Genomic DNA, 17718 nt, shown 5'->3' on the forward strand with positions numbered 1-17718 from the left:
CCCCACCGGCCCATCCCCCACCGGACCCGTCCTCCCGACGACCCGGCCCCTGACGCGCCGGGTCGTCAGCCGGCGTCGAACCAGCCGGTCGTCAGCAGCGGCCGGTCCCCCCTCATCAGGACCAGGCGCACCAGCCCCAGCGGCACCCGGTCGACCACGAACCGGCCCCGCTCCAGGTCCACGGTCACCGAGGACGAGGCCGTCTCGAGCACGACCTGCCCGTCGGGCAGCACCCCGGGGTCGCTGCTGTCGGTGACCACGCCGACCGCCTGGGCGAAGTCGCCGCGCCGGGTCAGCTCGACGTCGACGGACACGCTGCCGTGCTCGAAGAAGTGCACCCGCGAGGAGGCCAGCCCGGCCCGGAGCGCCTCCTCGGGTATCGGCGCGTCGAGCATCGTCATGAGCTCGGCGTCGACCTGGCGCAGCAGGAAGGCCGCCTTGCCCAGCTCGACGACATGACGCGGCACCGGGTCGACGACCTGGATGATGGCGCGCAGCCGGTCGAGGACGGCCACGTCGTCTGGGTGCAGCTCGTGCTCAGCCATCACGATCTCCCCCCGGAGTCGAAGACGTAACCGGACTTGGCGACCAGCTCGCGCAGCGTGCGCAGGCAGCGCATCCGGGTCGGTCCGATCGAGCCGACCGGGATGCCGAGCGCCTCGGACACCGCGGTGTAGCTCGGCCGGTCGCAGGCCATGAGGATGCGCAGCAGCTGCTGACAGCGCGGCGACAGCTGGGTGAAACATGACCAGAGCTGTGCGTCCCGCTCGTCGCCGAGCAGCGCGGCGTCGAGCCCGGCCGTGTCGACGTCGACCGCCCGCTCAGCGAGGTCCTCGTCGCGCACGAGGTGTTCGCGTCCGCGCCGGCGCAGCGCGGTGAGGGACTCGTAGCGCGCCGTGGTGGCCAGCCACCCGGCCAGCGCCTCCGGATGCTCGATCCGGTCGAGGTTGTCCAGCAGGCGCAGCCAGGTGTTCTGCACGACGTCGGCGGCGTCGGTCTGGCCGAGCCGGTGGGCGCGGGCGATGCCCCACAGCAGGGACGAGAAACGCTCCACGATGGCAGACCAAGCCGACTCGTCGCCGCGGGAGGCAGCGGCGAGCAGCTCCGTGAGACCGCTCTGTTCGCCCATGCCTGGCCCCTTCTCAGGTTGCACAGTCTAGAACTCACCCTTTACAGACGCGCGGCCGGCCCGCCAGATACGTGCCCGGCCCGACGCCGGCCACGCGGGCCACCGACCGTACCGCGGAGACGGTCGCGCGCCCACTCACCGCCGGGCCCGGTGGGTCAGTGCGGCCGGGCGGCCCACCAGGCCAGCAGCCGCTCGCGGGCGGCGTCCTTGCCGAGCGGCCCCTCGTCGAGCCGGACCGCGAGCAGGTAGGCGTAGGCCTGCCCGAGCACCGGGCCCGGCTCGATCCCCAGGGCCGCGGCGATCTCGTTGCCGTCGAGCTCGGGCCGCACCCGCGACAGCTCCTCCTGGGCGACGAGCCGCTCGATCCGCGCCTCGAGGTCGTCGTAGGACGCCGCGAGGCGCTGGGCCTTGCGGACGTTGCGGGTGGTGCAGTCCGAGCGGGTCAGCCGGTGCAGCCGGGCCAGCAGCGGCCCGGCGTCGGTGACGTAGCGGCGCACCGCCGAGTCGGTCCACTGCCCGCCGCCGTAGCCGTGGAAGCGCAGGTGCAGCTCGACGAGCCGGGCGACCTGGCCGACCGTGGACTTGTCGTAGCGCAGCGCCTTGAGCCGCTTGGCCGCCAGCTTGGCGCCGACGACCTCGTGGTGGTGGAACGACACGCCGCCACCCGGCTCGAACCGGCGCGTCGCCGGCTTGCCGATGTCGTGCAGCAGCGCGGCGAGCCGGAGCACGAGGTCGGGACCGGGGACCGACTCAGGCGGGCCGTCGGGGGGGCCCTCGAGCGCGATCGCCTGCTCGAGCACGGTCAGCGAGTGCTGGTAGACGTCCTTGTGCCGGTGGTGCTCGTCGACCTCGAGGCGCAGCGCGGGCAGCTCCGGCAGGAAGACGTCGGCCAGGCCGGTGTCGACCAGCAGCGTCAGGCCCGCCCGCGGGTCCCGCGCGAGCAGGAGCTTGCCGAACTCGTCTCGGATCCGCTCGGCCGAGACGATCTGCAGGGAGCCGGCCTGTGCGGTCATGGCCCGGCGCACCTCGGGGGCGACGGTGAAGCCCAGCTGCGCCACGAACCGGGCCGCGCGCAGCATCCGCAGCGGGTCGTCGGCGAAGGACTCCTCCGGCGCGGCCGGGGTACGCAGCCGGCGCGCCGCGAGGTCACCCAGGCCCCCGTGCCGGTCGACGAACCCGAGGGAGGGCAGCCGGATCGCCATCGCGTTGACCGTGAAGTCGCGACGCCCGAGGTCGGCCTCGATCGAGTCGCCGAACATCACGTCGGGCTTGCGCGAGGCCCGGTCGTAGGTGTCGGCGCGGTAGGTGGTGACCTCGAGCGTCCGCGCGCCCTTGCGCAGCCCGATCGTGCCGAACTCGCGACCGATCTCCCACCGCGCGTCGGACCACCCCTCGACCGCGGCGAGGATCTGCTCCGGCCGCGCGTCCGTGGTGAAGTCGAGGTCGGGCGAGCTGCGCCCGAGGAACGCGTCGCGCACCGGCCCGCCGACCAGGGCGAGCTCGTGCCCGGCCGCCGCGAACCGGTCCCCGAGCTCGGTCAGCAGCGGCAGCACGGGAGCGAGCCGGGCGACGGCCCCCTGCAACAACGTGGCCGGGGCGGGTGCCGTGGGGGTGCGGTGGTCGGACACGCCCTTCAGCCTAGGTGAGCGGCATCCGTCGGTATGCCGCCCACCGCGGCGCGCGGCGACGTGCCGCGCGGCTGGGCGTCCCTCGAAGGAGCGCTGGCTAGGGTGGCGATGTGACCGCCCTGCCCAAGCCGCTGCCGACCCCCGGCCGGCGGCTGCCCGCGGTCGAGGAGCGCTCGGCCGGGGGGATCGCGGTCGCGATCTGCGACGGGTGCGCCTACCTGCCGATCATCGCGCGCCGCAACCGGGCCGGGCGCATCGAGTGGTGCCTGCCCAAGGGGCACGTCGAACCGGGCGAGACCCTGGTCGAGACCGCGGTCCGCGAGGTGGCCGAGGAGACCGGCATCCGGGGGCGGGTGCTGGTCGAGCTGGGGATGATCGACTACTGGTTCGCCACCTCGACCAAGCGGGTGCACAAGTACGTCCATCACTACCTGCTGGAGGCGGTGGGCGGCGAGATCACCGTCGAGAACGACCCGGACCGGGAGGCCATCGACGCCGTGTGGGCGCGGCTCGACGAGGTGCACCGGCGCCTCACCTTCCCCAACGAGCGGCGCATCGCGCAGGCGGCCTGGCACCGGCTGGCGGGCGACGGGTGAGCCGATGGCGGCGGGTCCCGGCGGGGCTCGGGGCCGCGCTCCTGCTCCTGCTCACCACGGTCGGCGGCGTCGCCGGGGCGGTGCCGCTGCCCGAGCGGGCCGCCCGGGCAGCGCGCGCGACGGCAGGACACGTCCCGGACGCCGCAGGCCGACCGGACGGCCCGGACCCTCACGTGACGCCCGGGCCGGACCGGGCCCTGGTGACCGTCACCGACGTCAGCCCCTTCGTGACCGGGCCCGGCACGACCGTGACCATCACCGGCACCGTCACCGCCCCCCGCGACCGGGCGCTACGCGGCGCGCGGCTCCGGGTCGTGCGCGGACCGTCCGGCCTGACCCGCCACGACGCCGTCGCGGCCTGGGCGAGGCAGACCGGCCCGGCGCGCGGGTCGACCGTGGCCCGGGCCGGACTGCCCACGGTCGAGGCCGCCGGGAGCACCGGGTTCAGCGTGCAGGTCCCTTCCGGCCGGGTCGGTTCCAGCCTGCCCTTCGCCGCCATCCCGATCTCGATCGAGGTGGTCCCGCGCGAGGCGGGCGGACCCGTCGGGGTGTTGCGCACCTTCCTGGCCTGGCAGGCGCGCAAGGAGTACGTCCCGCTCGAGATCGCCACCGTCCTGCCGGTCACGCTCCCGCCCGACCCGGCCCTCTTCTCGGGCCCGGAGGATGCCCGAATCCGGGCCTGGCGCGCGGCGATCGGCCCGGGCTCCCGCGTGCGCGACCTGCTCGACGGGTCCGCCGGGCACGAGGTCACCCTGGCCGTGGACCCGTCGGTCTTCGGGCCCAGCGCGGTGGGCGCCTCCGCGCCGACGGCGCCGACGCCCGGCCCCACCGGGAGCGAGCCCGCCACGACCGGCCCGCCGGCGGACGGCTCGGCGCTGCCCACCGCGCCGGCCCCCGGCGCGGCGCCGCCGTCCACGCCCGGCAGCACGGCGGCGCCGACCCCGACCCCCGCACCGACCATCGCCGGCCGGGTCGTCGCCGGGCTCGGCGACGAGGTGGCCGAGGCGCTGAAGGACCGGACCGTCTGGGCGCTGCCGTACGCCGACGCCGACCTCGCGGCCGCCGCGGCCATCGACCCGTCGAACGCGATCATCCGCGGGTTGGTCGACCGGTCCGCGATCGTCGGCAGCCGGCTCGGCCGACCGGTCCGGGCAGACGTCGTCCTGCCCGCCGACGGGCTGGCCCCCCCGGCACGCGAGCAGGCGCTGCTGACGCTGCTACAGGGCACCCGGGTCGGTCGCCCGGCCGGGATCGTGGTCAACAGCGCGGCGATCAGCAGGACGGCGGCATACACCCCCTCGGCGCGCCGCGTCAGCGCGGCCGGCACGCGACTGCTCGGCTGGGACCCGACCCTGTCGGCCCTGCTGCCGGCCGGTCCGGACGCGGGGGTGGCGGCGCGCCAGCGGTTCCTGGCCGAGACGCTCGCGCTGCTGTGGGAGCGGCCCGGGACCGAACGCTCGGTCCTCGTGCTCGGCGCCCGCACGCTGAACCCCGACCCGGTTGGCCTGGGCGACCTGCTCGACGCCATCGACGCCGCGCCGTGGCTCATCCCGGTCCGGGCCGACACCCTCCTGGTCGACTCGGGATCCGACGTGGCCACCCGCGTCGAGACACCCGCCGGGCCGGTCGCCCCGGCCGCGCCGAAGCCGACCCTGACCGGGCCGCGCCTGCAGCGGATGGCCACCGAGCGCGACACCCTGCACGAGGTGGCCACGGTGCTGCGCGACGGCCCGAGCTTCGAGGCCGCCTACCAAGAGGTCCTCGACGAGCTCGCGAGCACCCGGTGGCGGTGGGACCGCGCGGGCTGGACCCGGCTCGAGGCGTCGGTCACGGCCGACGTGAAGGCGGCCACGAGCGCCATCCGGGTCGTGCCCCGCAGCTTCAACTTCCTGGCCGAGCAGGGCACCCTGACCCTCACCGTGGAGAACGGCCTCGGCTACGCGGTCGCCGACATCCGGCTCGTGCTGACCCCGACGAACCCACGGATGCAGATCATCGCGCAACCGGGCCCGATCCGGATCGGCGCCGCGTCGAAGACGAGCGTCAAGGTGGCGGTCCGCGCGGTCGCGGCTGGACAGGCCGACATCCGGGCCGCGCTCACCACGGCCGACGGCACCCCGATCGGCCGGCCCGCCGTGATCCCGGTGACGGCCAACCCGCTGGACCGCACCATCTACTGGGCCGTGGGCATCCTCGCGGCCCTGGTCCTGATCGCCGGTGTCGCGCGGTCGCTGCTGCGGGGGACCTCGCGCCTGGAGCAGATCGGCAACCCGCCCGATCCGGACACCGACTCGCACGGTCAGCAGCACGGCAGCCGCGGCCGGTCCACTTAGGATGGACGCGACCAAGCCGAGGAAGGGGTGACGGGATCGTGCAGGGAGTCGGTCCGGGATCGGTCCTGGCAGGTCGGTATGCCGTCACCCTGCGCACCGCCGAAGGCCCGCACCACGAGCGGTGGCGGGCCACCGACCAGACTCTGGAGCGCGACGTCGTCCTGGTGTGCTTCCCGAGCACCGCGTCGGTGACCGCGGCCACGCTCGACGCGGCCCGCCGGGCCGCCGGCCTGGAGGACCCGCGCCTGGTCCGGGTGCTCGACGTCGGCACCGACCAGGACGTGTCCTTCGTGGTCGAGGAGCCGCTGACCGGTTCGGTGACGCTCGCGCACCTGCTGGTGGGCGGCGGCCTGCTCGCCGACGAGGTGCGCCGGCTGGTCGGCGAGTCGGCGGTCGCGCTCGAGAAGGCCAGGCACCGCGGGCTGCACCATCTGGCGCTGACCCCCGACTGCGTGCTGCGGATGCCCGACGGCGCCGTCAAGGTGCGCGGGCTGGCGACCGACGCCGCCCTGGCCGACCTCGACGGCGCGCCGGACGACCTCGCCTCCCGGGTCGACGCGGTTGGGCTGGTCCGGCTGACCTACGCGGGCCTGACCGGCCGCTGGCCCGCGGCGGCGCCCGAGCGTGTCCCGCCGGCCCCGCACGAGGGCCTCGAGCCGGCCCCGACGATCGTCGGCGGGCTGGCCGCTCCGTCCGAGATCGCCGTCGGGGTCCCGACCGACCTCGACCTGATCTGCCGTCAGACCCTGGCCGACGACGCCGGGCCGGCCTCGCCCGGCGACCTGGCCAACCAGCTCGCACCCTGGCCGCACGAGGCTCCCACGACCGACGGCGCAACGGCGATCGGGCTGCCCCGGCCGGTGGTCGCAACGAGCTCGACCCGCGTCCTGCCCGGGCTCGAGCCGGAGACCGAGGAGCATCGCGGGGCGCACCACCTGGCCACCGCGGGCGCCGCCGCGGCGGGGGCGGCCGCCGCGATCGGCGACCGGGTGGGCTCCTTCGCCCGGGCCGCGGCGGACAAGGCCGCCGCGCGCGCCGCCGAGCGCCGCGCGGCACACACCGAAGGGTTCGACGGCGAGGACGTCGCCCTGCACGACGCCCTCGAGGGCGGCGGCAACCAGCAGCTCGAGCCGCCCGTCCCGCTGCTGCGCCACCCGGTGCCGGAGGCACCGTCACGCACCCAGGCCCGGATCGCGCTGGCCATCGTCGGCGCGCTGGTCCTCGTCGCCCTGGTCATCGGGGTACAGAACGTCATGAAGATCGGTCGGCACGACGGGCCGGCCACCGCGCCGGCCGTGACGCCCTCGACGGCAGCCCGGCCGAGCCCGACCGCTTCGGCGACCTCGCCGAGCCCGAGCCCGACGAAGAGCGCGGCGGCGCGCACGCCGATCGAGATCACCGGCGGCACCGGCTTCGACCCGGAGGGTCACGAGGACCAGGGCGACGCCAAGGCGCGGCTCGCCTTCGACGGCGACCGCGACACGCAGTGGCAGTCGCGCTGGTTCGCCACCGACGACTTCAACGGCAGCCGCGACGGCGTCGGGCTCGTGCTCGACCTCGACGAGCGGGCCAGGATCAGCCAGGTCGAGCTGGTCCTGCCGGCCGACCAGGACGTGACCGTGTATGCCGCCGACCGGGCGAGCCTGGCGGGCGCCCAGAAGATCGGCAAGGTCCGCGACAAGTCGGGCACGGTCAAGCTCACCGCGCCCGACGACCTGAGACCGGCCTCCAAGGTCATCGTCTGGGTCACCAAGGCCGCGCCTGCCGAGGCCCCGAACCGCTTCCGCGCCCAGGTCTCCGAGGTCGTGGTGCGCTGACCGCGGCGTCCCGCTCCGGGAACAAGCGCCCCGTAGGATCGGTTGAGCCGTACAGGTCCGGGGCAGCGGCCCCGCGGTCGACCGATCCGCAACGAATCTGGGAGAACCATGTCCGACGTCCGCAACGTCATCATCGTCGGTTCGGGCCCGGCCGGGTACACGGCCGCGATCTACGCCGCCCGCGCCAACCTGCACCCCGTGGTCGTCGAGGGCGCCGTGACGGCCGGTGGCGCACTGATGAACACCACGGAGGTCGAGAACTTCCCCGGCTTCCCCGACGGGATCATGGGCCCGGACCTGATGGACCAGATGCGCGCCCAGGCCGCCCGGTTCGGCGCCGAGCTGGTCACCGACGACGTCGTCGAGGTCTCGCTCGAGGGCGAGCTCAAGACCGTCACCACCGGCTCGGGCAGCACCTATACGGCTCGCGCGGTCATCCTCGCGATGGGCTCGGCCTACCGCGAGCTCGGCCTGCCCAACGAGAAGGAGCTGTCCGGGCACGGGGTCTCCTGGTGCGCCACCTGCGACGGGTTCTTCTTCCGCGACCAGGACATCGCCGTCGTCGGCGGGGGCGACTCGGCGATCGAGGAGGCCACCTTCCTGACCAAGTTCGCCCGGTCCGTGACGATCGTCCACCGCCGCGACGAGCTGCGCGCCAGCAAGATCATGGCCGACCGGGCCTTCGCCAACGACCGCATCGGCTTCGCCTGGAACAGCACGGTCAGCGCGATCCATGGCGACGGCAAGCTCACCGGCGTGACCCTCACCGACACCACGACCGGCCAGACCCGCGAGCTGGCCGTGACGGGCCTGTTCGTCGCCATCGGCCACGACCCGCGCAGCGAGCTCGTCAAGGGCGCGGTCGAGCTGGGCCAGGGCGGCTACGTCATGGTCGACGGACGCTCCACCCGCACCAACCTCGCCGGGGTGTTCGCCTGCGGCGACCTCGTCGACCACACCTACCGTCAGGCCGTGACCGCCGCCGGCACCGGCTGTGCCGCTGCCCTGGACGCCGAGCACTACCTGTCCGGCCTGCCCGACGCCGGGCGGCCGGCCGCAGCACCGGCCCTCGTCATCGAGGGCGCGAGCCCCGCGGCAGCCGCCGTCCCGGCCACAGCCGGTGCGACGGGCCGGCACTGACCCGAGCAACCCGCCCCGTCCGCGCGCCCGCTGCCCAGCGGCATACGAGCTCGGCGGCATACGAAAGGAACGAGATGGCCCTGAAGGAAACCAGCGACGCCGCCTTCGCCGACGACGTCCTCATGAACGACAAGCCGGTCCTCGTGGACTTCTGGGCCACCTGGTGCGGCCCGTGCCGCAAGGTGGCCCCGATCCTGGAGGAGATCGCTGCCCAGCACGGCGACAAGATCGACGTCGTCAAGCTCGACACCGACTCCAACCCGAGCACGACGGCCCAGTACGGCGTCGTCTCGATCCCGACGATGAACGTCTACGTGGGCGGTCAGGTGGTCAAGACCATCGTGGGCGCGCACCCCAAGCCCAAGCTGCTGCGGGAGCTCGAGGAGTTCATCGCCTGAGCCGGGCTCCCCGGCAGCTCACAGCCGCCGCTCAGCCCGACCGAACGGTTCGGGTACTAGGCTGCACCACGGCCCCGAACCAGAGCGCGCCGCACGCCGCGGCACCGCCCGAGGCGCGGCGGAAGGAGTCCGAATGACGTCGCACCCCGTGAACGCGCTCCGGCCGGGCGACCGCGGCCCGGCCGTCGCCGCCGTCTGCCACCGGCTCATGCTCACCGGCGACCTGCCCGCCTCCTTCCCGCTCGACGACCGCCGGGATGTCGCCTACGACGCCACCGTCGAGCAGGCCGTGCGGGCCTTCCAGCAGCGCCGTGGCCTGATCGTCGACGGGGTGGTCGGCAGGGCCACCTTCGCCGTGCTCGACGGGGCGCAGTGGCGGCTCGGCGACCGGGTGCTGCGCTACACGTCCGGACCTGCCCTCGAGGGTGACGACGTCGGGGTGCTGCAGCGCCGGCTGGTGCAGCTCGGCTTCAGCGTCGGCAAGGTCGACGGCATCCTCGGTCCCGAGACCGACGCCGCGATCCGGACGTTCCAGAGCGCGGTCGGGCTCGCCGGCGACGGGGTCGTCGGGCCCGGGACGATAGGCGCCTTCGAGGCGCTGCGCCGCAGCGTGGGGGGCGGGTCGGCCACTGCCCTGCGCGAGCGCGAGCAGCTGCGCCGGTCCGGGCCCAGCCTGGCCGGGCGCACGATCGTGCTCGATCCCGGACACGGCGGGGGTGACCCCGGTGTCATCGGACCCGACGGGCTGACCGAGGCCTCGGTCGCGCTCGGCATCGCGGCCCGGGTCGAGGCGCGGCTGTCCGCGCACGGGGTCGACGTGGTCTTCACGCACACCGCCCACACCCCGGGCGGCTCCGAGGACGAGCGTGCCGCGTTCGCCAACGATGCCGGGGCGGACCTGTTGATCACCCTGCACAGCGACCACTCGATGCAGACCTCCGGCCACGGCGTCGCGACCTTCTTCTACGGACACCCCGACCATGGTGGGTGGTCCACGATCGGCGAGCGCTTCGCCGACCTCATGCTGCGCGAGGTCGTGGCCCGCACCGGCCTGACCGACTGCCGCTCACACGCGCGCACGTGGACCCTGCTGCGGCGCACCCGGATGCCGGCCGTCCGGCTCGACTTCGGGTACCTCACCCACCCCGGCGACTGCGCCCTCCTTGCCCGCCCCGGCATCCTGGACGGGCTGGCCGAGGGCATCGTGGTGGCCTTGCAGCGGATGTACCTCGGCGACGCCGACCTCGGCCGCACCGGGATGCTGCGCCTGTCCGACCTGCGCCGGCACCTCGAGGCGATGTCCGCCGGCTCCTCGCCTCCGGGCTGAGCCCCGCCCGGGGGGCGTCGTCCCGCCCGGCGCGAGCATCGGATTTGCTCGCCCCCCGAATCGTCCGGCAGGATCGGGGTGGAACGTCCACCGTCAGGCGTAGACCCGCCGGGCTGTGCCCTGCCTCTGCACGGCACGTCGTCGTGGGCGTTCGGGGGGCCCGACGGCGCGCCACCCTGCATCTTCCCTGGCCTGACCCGACCGTCGGGCCATCACCTTGAAAGGACCCTTGCAATGGGTGACTTCCTGTCCCACATCTGGGACTTCCTGTGGATGTTCTTCGCCATCTTCGTGTTCGTCGCGTGGCTGATCGCGCTGTTCAGCATCCTCGTGGACCTCTTCCGCGACCGCGAGCTGTCCGGCTGGGCGAAGGCCGTCTGGCTGCTCTTCCTGATGTTCGTCCCCTTCCTGACCGCGCTGGTCTACCTGATCGCCCGCGGCCGCGGCATGGCCGGCCGGGCCACCCGCCAGGCGCAGGCGCAGCAGGACGCCGCCGAGTCCTACATCCGCTCGGTCGCCCACGCCGGGCCGGCCGCCGAGATCGCCCAGGCCAAGCAGCTGCTCGACTCCGGCTCGATCACCGAGGCGGAGTTCGCCACGATCAAGGCGCGGGCGCTGGCCTGAGCCGCAACTCCCGGGGCACCGCGCCCTCGTCCGATCAAGCCCCCGGCACCGGAGCAGGTGCGTGGGGGCTTGACCCTTCCCGGGCGCGTCCGGTCAGCGCAGGATGCCCCGTCGGTGGCCCTCGCTGACGGCCGCGGCCCGGTCACGCACCCCGAGCTTGTCGAAGACGTGCAGCAGGTGGGTCTTGACCGTCGTCTCGCTGACGAACAGCCGCGCGGCGATGTCCTTGTTCGTCGCACCGTCAGCGGCCAGGGCCAGCACCTCACGCTCCCGGGGGCTGAGGGCGCCCTGGGACGGGGACCGCACCATGGTCACGAGGCGGTCGGCGACGGTCGGTGACAACGTGGTCCGTCCGGCGTGGGCCGCGCGGATGCCGGCGAGCAGCGTGTCCGCGGAGCTGTCCTTGAGCAGGTAGCCGGTGGCGCCCGCCTCGATCGCGGGCAGCACGTCGGCCTCGGTGTCGAAGGTGGTCACCACCAGCACCCGCACGTCGGGAGCGCGGGCCGCCAGCGCCCGGATCGCCTCCACCCCGCCCATCCCCGGCATCCGCAGGTCCATCAGCACCACGTCGACCGGGTGCGCCGCCACGAACGACAGCGCTGCCGCGCCATCCGCGCAGGCACCGACGACCTCGACCCAGGGAGTGCCACCGAGCATCCCCGCCAGGCCGTCCCGGACGACGGGATGGTCGTCGACGACCAGGACCCGGACCGGTCCGCCGATCCGTGTCATGCCGGCTCCTCGAGCGCGGCACGCGACCCGGGGGCCGCGACCGGGCTCGGGCCCTGCTTCGGGATGACCGCGCTGACCGTGGCGCCGGCCCCCGGCTCGGACTCGAGGGTGACCTGCCCGCCCAGAGCGGCGACCCGCCGGCGCATCGACCGCAGGCCGAAGGCGGTGCCGGACGTCGGGGCGGCAGCGTCACAGCCCCGCCCGTCGTCGCGTACGTCGAGCAGGATGGCGCTGTCCGTGTACGAGAGCGTCACGACGACGCGCGCGGCCTGCGCGTGCTTGGCGACGTTGGTCAGCGCCTCCTGCGCGGCGCGGTAGAGTGCGACCTCCGCATCGGCCGTCAGGGCTGCCGCGGTCCCGACCACCTCCACGTGCGTCGCGACGCCGGTGCCGACCGCCCAGGCGGCCGCCAGCTCCCGGACGGCGTCCGGGAGCCGGGCCTGCTCGAGCCGCTCCGGCCCGACCGCGGCCAGGAAGCGGCGGGCCTCGGCGAGCGCGTCGCGCGCGATCTGCCTGGCGGCGCTCGCGTGCCGCTGCCGCTCCTCGGCCGAGCCGGCCCGCTCCAGCGCCTCCAGCTGGGTGATCACGCCGGCCAGCCCCTGCGCGATCGTGTCGTGGACCTCGCCGGCGAAACGCTCCCGCTCGGCCTGCACCCCGGCCTCGTGGGCCTGGCCCAGCAGCTGGTCGTACAGGCGGGCGTTCTCGGCCAGCACCTGCTGCAGTCGCGCGTTGCTGGTCTCGAGCTCGGCCACCAGCTCCTTGCGCCGCTCGGCGTGACGGTCGGAGACCTCCATGAACCGGACCACCGCCACCGCGATGCCGAGGTTCATCGCCAGCAGCGCGGCCCAGAACACGAGCAGGCCGGTGGTCGGCTCCACCGGCGAGCCCGACTGCGCCCAGCTGATCAGGCCGGCGACGGCCAGGACCCCGACCCAGCGGGGCCAGCCGCGCGCGACGTCGAAGGTGCGGATGAACAGGAACCAGGTGAAGAAGCCGTACAGCGGGTGCGCCAGGTCGAGGCACGCGGTGAGCGCGAACAGGACCCCGAGGTAGACGCCGTCCGCGGCGCCGCCCAGCCGTCCGGCCCGGCCCAGACCCGGACTGCGGTCCCGGGAGCGACGCACCCGCGCCGTTGACCAGCCCGCCTCCCAGGCCGAGGTGGCGAGCACCAGACCGAGCAGTGCCGCCGGGGCGATCCGGGACAGCGAGCCGAGCAGAACCACGGTCGTGACCACCAGCAGCAGCCCGTGCGGCAGCCACCGGAAGAAGGTCGTCTCCCGGCTGCGCCAGCGTTGCTCCGCAGCGGCGAGCCCGCGCCCGTCCTGGCCCATCATCCGATCCTACGCGGCGGGGGCGGACCCCCGGGGCACCCGGTCACGGCCCTACTCCCAACGGAACCAGCGCACGGCCGCGGCGCCCAGCCCGGCGGCATACCCCACCAGCACGAGCAGGTGCAGCACCGCCGGCCATCCGCCGGCGGCCGCCCGGTACAGCGCCAGCGAGCCCGCCCCGAGCGGGGTGTACCCGCTGATGGTCTGCAGCAGCTCGGGCATGGCCGGTACCGGCACCCACAGCCCACCGAAGAACATGAGCGGGAAGAAGGCCATCGAGCCGACCCCCGAGGCGACCTTCGCCGAAGGCGCGAGGGCACCGGCGAGCAGGCCGAGGGCGAGCAGCGCCGCGGTCACGAGCACCAGGACCAGCAGGTATGCCGCCGGGTTCGCCGGCAGGGGGACCGCGAAGGCCGTGCGCGCGACCGTCACGAGCAGGAGCGCCATGACCAGGACGGCCGCGCCGAGCAGGGTCAGCTGGGCCCACACGAGCCGGTGCCAGCCGGCCGGGGTCGTCGCGAGCCGCTTGAGGACCTTGCGCTCCCGGTAGGTGCCCAGGATTGTCGCCAGGCCCGTCACGGCCAGGAAGCAGATCGACATCAGGATCAGGACCGGCAGGTAGAGGTCGATGAGCCGTACCCCGGTGTCGGGGTCGGGGCTGCGGAAGACGGGGATGAGTCCGAAGATGCCGAGCAGCAGGACCGGGAACAAGCAGGCCCAGAAGCTCAGGATGGGCTCCCGCAGCATGAGACGGCCCTCGGCGCGGGTCATCGCGATGTAGGCGGTCATGCCGGCTTCCTCTCGAGGGGGGCGGTGGTGCGGCTGGTCAGGGCCACGAAGGCGTCGTCGAGCCCGGCCTGCTCGACCCGGAGCCGCTGGGCCAGGATGTCGCGCCGGATCAGCTCGGCGATGACCGACTGGACGACGCCGTCGGTGCCGGACACGACGACCTCCGGACCGTTGCGCCCGGCCGTGCGTACCCCCGGCAGGTCGACGAGGTCGGCCGGCTCCACCGGGCGCGAGGGCACGAAGCGCATCGTCTGGTCCGGGGCCACGCTCGCGGTGATCTGGGCGGGGCTGCCGGACGCGGTGACCCGCCCGGCGTCGATGACCACCAAGCGGTCGCAGAGCCGCTCGGCCTCCTCCATCGAGTGGGTCACCAGCAGCACCGTCACCCCGGTGTCGCGCAGCTCGCGCACCAGCCGCCAGGTCTCCCGCCGAGCGGCGGGATCCAGGCCGGTCGTCAGCTCGTCGAGCATCGCGATCCGGGGCCGCCCGACCAGGGCCAGGGCGATCGACAGGCGCTGGCGCTGGCCGCCGGAGAGCCGGGCGAAGCGGGTGCGCAGGACCGGCCGCAGGCCGAGCCGGTCGACCAGCTCGCCCAGCTCGATCGGGCGCGCGTGGAAGGCGGCGTGCAGCTCGAGCGCCTCCCGGACGGAGAGCTTGTCCGGCAGTGCGGCCTCCTGCAGCTGGGCGCCGACCAGGGTCGTGATCCGGTCGTGGTCGGTGGCCGGGTCCAGACCCAGGACGCTGACCAGGCCGGCGTCGCGGCGGCGCAGGCCGAGCAGGCACTCGACGGTCGTCGTCTTGCCCGCTCCGTTCGGGCCGATGATCCCGAAGATCTCGCCCTCCTGCACGGTGAAGGACACGTCGGCGACGGCGACGGTCTCGCCGTAGGTCCGGCGCAGGTGGGCGACCTCGATGACTGCCATGCCTCCAGCCTCGGCCCGCGGGCGCGGCACCGGTATCGGCCGGCCGGGTGCGCTCGGGTCGGGTCCGGACGAGGACGGCATCCCCCGGACGGAGGATGCGGTGGGCTCAGCCCCGGTCGCGAACGCGGGCCCGGGTCGCCCCGTCGGGGTGCGGCGTCTCCGGTACCGGGTGCACCTTGGGCACCCGGGCCAGGGCTCGGGACAGCAGCTCGGCGGCCTCGTCCCGCAGGGTCAGCGCGTTGCGCAGGTCGAGCCGCAGGCGCGGGTAGCTCGGGTGCTCACGCTGGACGTGGAAACCGGCCCGCTGCAGGTCGGCCAGCTCGGGGATGCACGGGTGGTGGCCGAGTGCGCTGGGGCGGGCCCCGATCGCATCCAGTGACCGCGCCCGGTGCCGCAGGGCGTCCTTGGCGGCGGCCTGGACCAGGGTCTTGCGCAGCCCACGCCCGCGCGACCGGTCGGCCACCGCCAGCGCCACGAGCATGACGGTGGCCGGGTCCGACGGCCCGGTGGCGAAGGCGGCCAGCCGCGGGACATGGCGCGCCGGGGCGAGCAGGACGTGTCCCACCGGGGCACCCTCGAGGTAGACCACCCGGCCGGGCGGCCCCCAGTCGTCGGTCACGGCCCGGACCCATTCGGTGAGCAGCGTCAGCGGCTCGGGACCCCCGCGGTAGCCGTTGCGCGGGAGCGTCTGCCAGTACGTGCACGGGGCGCAGGAGCCGACCAGGTCGGCGACCGTGTCGGGAGTGAGCAGCCGGACCTCGCGTCTGCCCACCCGTGCCACCGGCCCGTCCATGTCCCTATTCTGCCCACGTCCGCAAGGGGGCAGTTGCGCCGGTGCGGGGTGAGCGGCATACCCGAACTACGGTGGGAGGCATGAGCGAACCGGGCACCTACGTCGAGAAGTCCTTCACCCGAGACACCCGCTACCTGACCGACCGCATCACGCGCGACGGCCGCGACGGCTGGCCGGTGCAGCCGGGTCGCTACCGGCTCGTCGTGGCCCGGGCCTGCCCGTGGGCCAACCGTGCCATCATCGTGCGGCGCCTGCTCGGCCTCGAGGACGCGCTCTCGATGGGCATCTGCGGGCCGACGCACGACAAGCGCAGCTGGACCTTCGACCTGGACCCCGACGGCCTCGACCCGGTGCTGCGCATCCCGCGCATCCAGAACGCCTACTTCCGGCGCGACCCCGACTACCCGCGCGGCATCACCGTCCCGGCGATCGTCGACGTCCCGAGTGGCGCCGTGGTGACCAACGACTTCAAGCAGATCACCGTCGACCTGGAGACCCAGTGGGTCGACCTGCACCGGGCGGGCGCGCCCGACCTGTACCCCGAGGCTCTGCGCGACGAGATCGAGGCCGTCGCCGAGCCGATCTACCAGGACATCAACAACGGCGTCTACAAGTGCGGCTTCGCCGGCTCGCAGCAGTCGTACGAGGAGAACTACCGGCGCCTGTTCGACCGGCTCGACGAGGTGTCCGAGCGGCTGCGCACCCGGCGCTACCTGGTCGGCCAGCACATCACCGAGGCGGACGTGCGGCTGTTCACCACGCTGGTGCGCTTCGACCCGGTCTACCACGGGCACTTCAAGTGCAACCGGAGCAAGCTGACGGAGATGCCGGTGCTCTGGGCCTACGCGCGCGACCTGTTCCAGACGCCCGGGTTCGGCGACACGGTCGACTTCACGCACATCAAGCAGCACTACTACGTCGTGCACCACGACGTGAACCCGACCGGGATCGTGCCGCTCGGCCCGGACCTGAGCGGGTGGGCAACCCCCCACCACCGCGAGGAGCTGGGCGGTTCGCCGTTCGGGGACGGCACCCCACCGGGGCCGGTGCGCGAGCCTGTCGACCCGGCGCACAACCCCGTGCTGTCGGCGGTGCACGCCTAGGGAATGCCGCCGGGCTGCCTTGGGCGGCAGCGCACCCGCGGAGTGGCCGGGTGTCTCGGGCTCAGGCCTCACCGGACCGGTCGGGCGGCGGGTGTTTGCGGGCGAACACGGCTCTGCGGCGGTCGGTCGGCACGGCCGCCAGATAGGCCCGGACCTCGTCGTTGAGCGCCGGCCAGGTCTCGCTCCGGGCGACCGGGACCACGGAGCCGACGACCTGGTCGTCGTGCACCTCGACGAGGTTCCAGGACTGGGGGCCGTCGAGCGCCATCAGCCGCTCCGGCGGCGCGCCGGCGTCGTCGACGTAGCAGACGCCGCCGGCGACGAAGACGGGGACCGTCCCAAGGGTGCCGAAGCTGGTCACGTGCAGGTGGCCGCCGAGGATCGCCCGAACGTCCGAGCCGCCGATCATCGCGCGCAGCCGGTCCGGCTCCCGGAAGTCGAGCAGCTGCATCCACGGGGAGTGGTAGGCGATCGGCGGGTGGTGCATGACCAGGACGGTCCCGTGCGGGGCGGGGGTCGCGAGCTGCCTTGCCAACCAGTCGAGCTGTTCGTCGGACAGGCCCCCGTCGTGGTGACCGGGCACGGCCGTGTCGAGTGCGATCACGCGCAACCCGCGCACCGTCGTCACGGTGTCCTGCGGCGCGTCCGTGTCGACGCCGAAGAGGACCTGGGCCAGGGGGCGTCGCTCGTCGTGGTTGCCGCCGGTCCACACGACGGCGGCGTGCAGCCGCGCGGCGACGGGCTCGACCAGCTCGCGCAGCAGCCGGTATGCCGCCGGGTCACCCGTGTCGGTCAGGTCCCCGGACAGCACGAGCAGGTCGATGCGCTGGTCGGTCGACTCGACCCGGTGCAGCGCGGCCCGCAGCTGAGCCGCGGTGTCGATCCGGCCGTGCAGCAGCGTGCCGTCGGCGAGCAGGTGCGGGTCGGACAGGTGGGCGATGACGTGCGTCGGGATCCGGGTCGTCGCGGCGACTGCCATGGCGCGAGCCTATGCCGACCTCATGCGCCCGCTCAGCGCCGTCGCGACGGCTGGACTGGCGCGAGCCTGTGCCGAC

General features: G+C 74.3%; 17 protein-coding genes. 8 read left to right on the forward strand and 9 right to left on the reverse strand.

Annotated features, from left to right (window positions below):
* Positions 1–65: 65 nt before the first annotated feature.
* From WMI84_RS00210 to WMI84_RS00220, 3 genes are all read right to left on the reverse strand, one after another.
* Positions 66–545 carry a carboxypeptidase regulatory-like domain-containing protein gene (locus tag WMI84_RS00210; protein ID WP_347349972.1) on the reverse strand — a complete coding sequence of 160 codons (480 nt, stop codon included), beginning with the start codon at positions 543–545 and terminating at the stop codon, positions 66–68.
* Positions 545–1129 carry a sigma-70 family RNA polymerase sigma factor gene (locus WMI84_RS00215; RefSeq protein ID WP_347349973.1) on the reverse strand — a complete coding sequence of 195 codons (585 nt, stop codon included), beginning with the start codon at positions 1127–1129 and terminating at the stop codon, positions 545–547. Before WMI84_RS00215 ends, WMI84_RS00210 begins: the two co-directional genes overlap by 1 nt.
* Before the next feature lie 155 nt (positions 1130–1284).
* A complete protein-coding gene (locus WMI84_RS00220; RefSeq protein WP_347349974.1) occupies positions 1285–2757 on the reverse strand; it encodes a CCA tRNA nucleotidyltransferase in 1473 nt (490 codons plus the stop codon).
* A gap of 110 nt (positions 2758–2867) precedes the next feature.
* On the opposite strand from WMI84_RS00220, the gene WMI84_RS00225 reads away from it, so the two are divergent.
* The 7 genes from WMI84_RS00225 (at position 2868) to WMI84_RS00255 (ending at position 10992) form a co-directional block, all read left to right on the forward strand.
* Positions 2868–3353, forward strand: a complete 486-nt coding sequence (locus WMI84_RS00225; RefSeq protein WP_347349975.1) for an NUDIX hydrolase — start codon at positions 2868–2870, stop codon at positions 3351–3353.
* Positions 3350–5686 carry a DUF6049 family protein gene (locus tag WMI84_RS00230; protein WP_347349976.1) on the forward strand — a complete coding sequence of 779 codons (2337 nt, stop codon included), beginning with the start codon at positions 3350–3352 and terminating at the stop codon, positions 5684–5686. The genes WMI84_RS00225 and WMI84_RS00230 overlap by 4 nt, the downstream gene beginning before the upstream one ends.
* A 38-nt stretch (positions 5687–5724) precedes the next feature.
* Positions 5725–7503 carry a protein kinase family protein gene (locus WMI84_RS00235; protein WP_347349977.1) on the forward strand — a complete coding sequence of 593 codons (1779 nt, stop codon included), beginning with the start codon at positions 5725–5727 and terminating at the stop codon, positions 7501–7503.
* A gap of 108 nt (positions 7504–7611) precedes the next feature.
* Entirely contained in the window at positions 7612–8643 is a 1032-nt protein-coding gene (trxB, locus tag WMI84_RS00240) for a thioredoxin-disulfide reductase (RefSeq protein WP_347349978.1), read from the forward strand.
* 74 nt (positions 8644–8717) lie between these two features.
* On the forward strand, positions 8718–9041 hold the full coding sequence (gene trxA, locus WMI84_RS00245) for a thioredoxin (RefSeq protein ID WP_347349979.1): 324 nt from the start codon (positions 8718–8720) through the stop codon (positions 9039–9041).
* 133 nt (positions 9042–9174) lie between these two features.
* Entirely contained in the window at positions 9175–10368 is a 1194-nt protein-coding gene (locus WMI84_RS00250; protein ID WP_347349980.1) for an N-acetylmuramoyl-L-alanine amidase, read from the forward strand.
* 234 nt (positions 10369–10602) lie between these two features.
* Positions 10603–10992 (forward strand): SHOCT domain-containing protein, encoded by a 390-nt coding sequence (locus WMI84_RS00255; RefSeq protein ID WP_347349981.1) that lies wholly within the window; start codon positions 10603–10605, stop codon positions 10990–10992.
* Between the two features lie 93 nt (positions 10993–11085).
* Here WMI84_RS00255 and WMI84_RS00260 read toward each other — a convergent pair whose 3' ends face one another.
* The 5 genes from WMI84_RS00260 to WMI84_RS00280 form a co-directional block, all read right to left on the reverse strand.
* Positions 11086–11724, reverse strand: a complete 639-nt coding sequence (locus WMI84_RS00260; RefSeq protein WP_347349982.1) for a response regulator transcription factor — start codon at positions 11722–11724, stop codon at positions 11086–11088.
* Positions 11721–13055, reverse strand: coding sequence for a sensor histidine kinase (locus WMI84_RS00265; RefSeq protein WP_347349983.1), 1335 nt, complete (start codon positions 13053–13055; stop codon positions 11721–11723). The genes WMI84_RS00260 and WMI84_RS00265 overlap by 4 nt, the downstream gene beginning before the upstream one ends.
* 51 nt (positions 13056–13106) lie before the next feature.
* Positions 13107–13844, reverse strand: a complete 738-nt coding sequence (locus WMI84_RS00270; protein WP_347349984.1) for an ABC transporter permease — start codon at positions 13842–13844, stop codon at positions 13107–13109.
* Positions 13841–14767: an ABC transporter ATP-binding protein gene (locus WMI84_RS00275; protein WP_347349985.1), complete on the reverse strand. Its 927-nt coding sequence runs from the start codon at positions 14765–14767 to the stop codon at positions 13841–13843. The genes WMI84_RS00270 and WMI84_RS00275 overlap by 4 nt, the downstream gene beginning before the upstream one ends.
* 106 nt (positions 14768–14873) lie before the next feature.
* On the reverse strand, positions 14874–15560 hold the full coding sequence (locus tag WMI84_RS00280; RefSeq protein ID WP_347349986.1) for a GNAT family N-acetyltransferase: 687 nt from the start codon (positions 15558–15560) through the stop codon (positions 14874–14876).
* Positions 15561–15640: 80 nt separating this feature from the next.
* Here WMI84_RS00280 and WMI84_RS00285 point away from each other — a divergent pair, with 80 nt between their 5' ends.
* Entirely contained in the window at positions 15641–16663 is a 1023-nt protein-coding gene (locus tag WMI84_RS00285; RefSeq protein WP_347349987.1) for a glutathione S-transferase C-terminal domain-containing protein, read from the forward strand.
* Positions 16664–16724: 61 nt separating this feature from the next.
* Here WMI84_RS00285 and WMI84_RS00290 read toward each other — a convergent pair whose 3' ends face one another.
* On the reverse strand, positions 16725–17642 hold the full coding sequence (locus tag WMI84_RS00290; RefSeq protein WP_347349988.1) for a metallophosphoesterase: 918 nt from the start codon (positions 17640–17642) through the stop codon (positions 16725–16727).
* Positions 17643–17718 lie beyond the last annotated feature (76 nt).

Origin of the sequence: Intrasporangium sp., from assembly GCF_039812505.1 — a bacterium.
Classification (GTDB): Bacteria; Actinomycetota; Actinomycetes; order Actinomycetales; family Dermatophilaceae; genus Intrasporangium_A.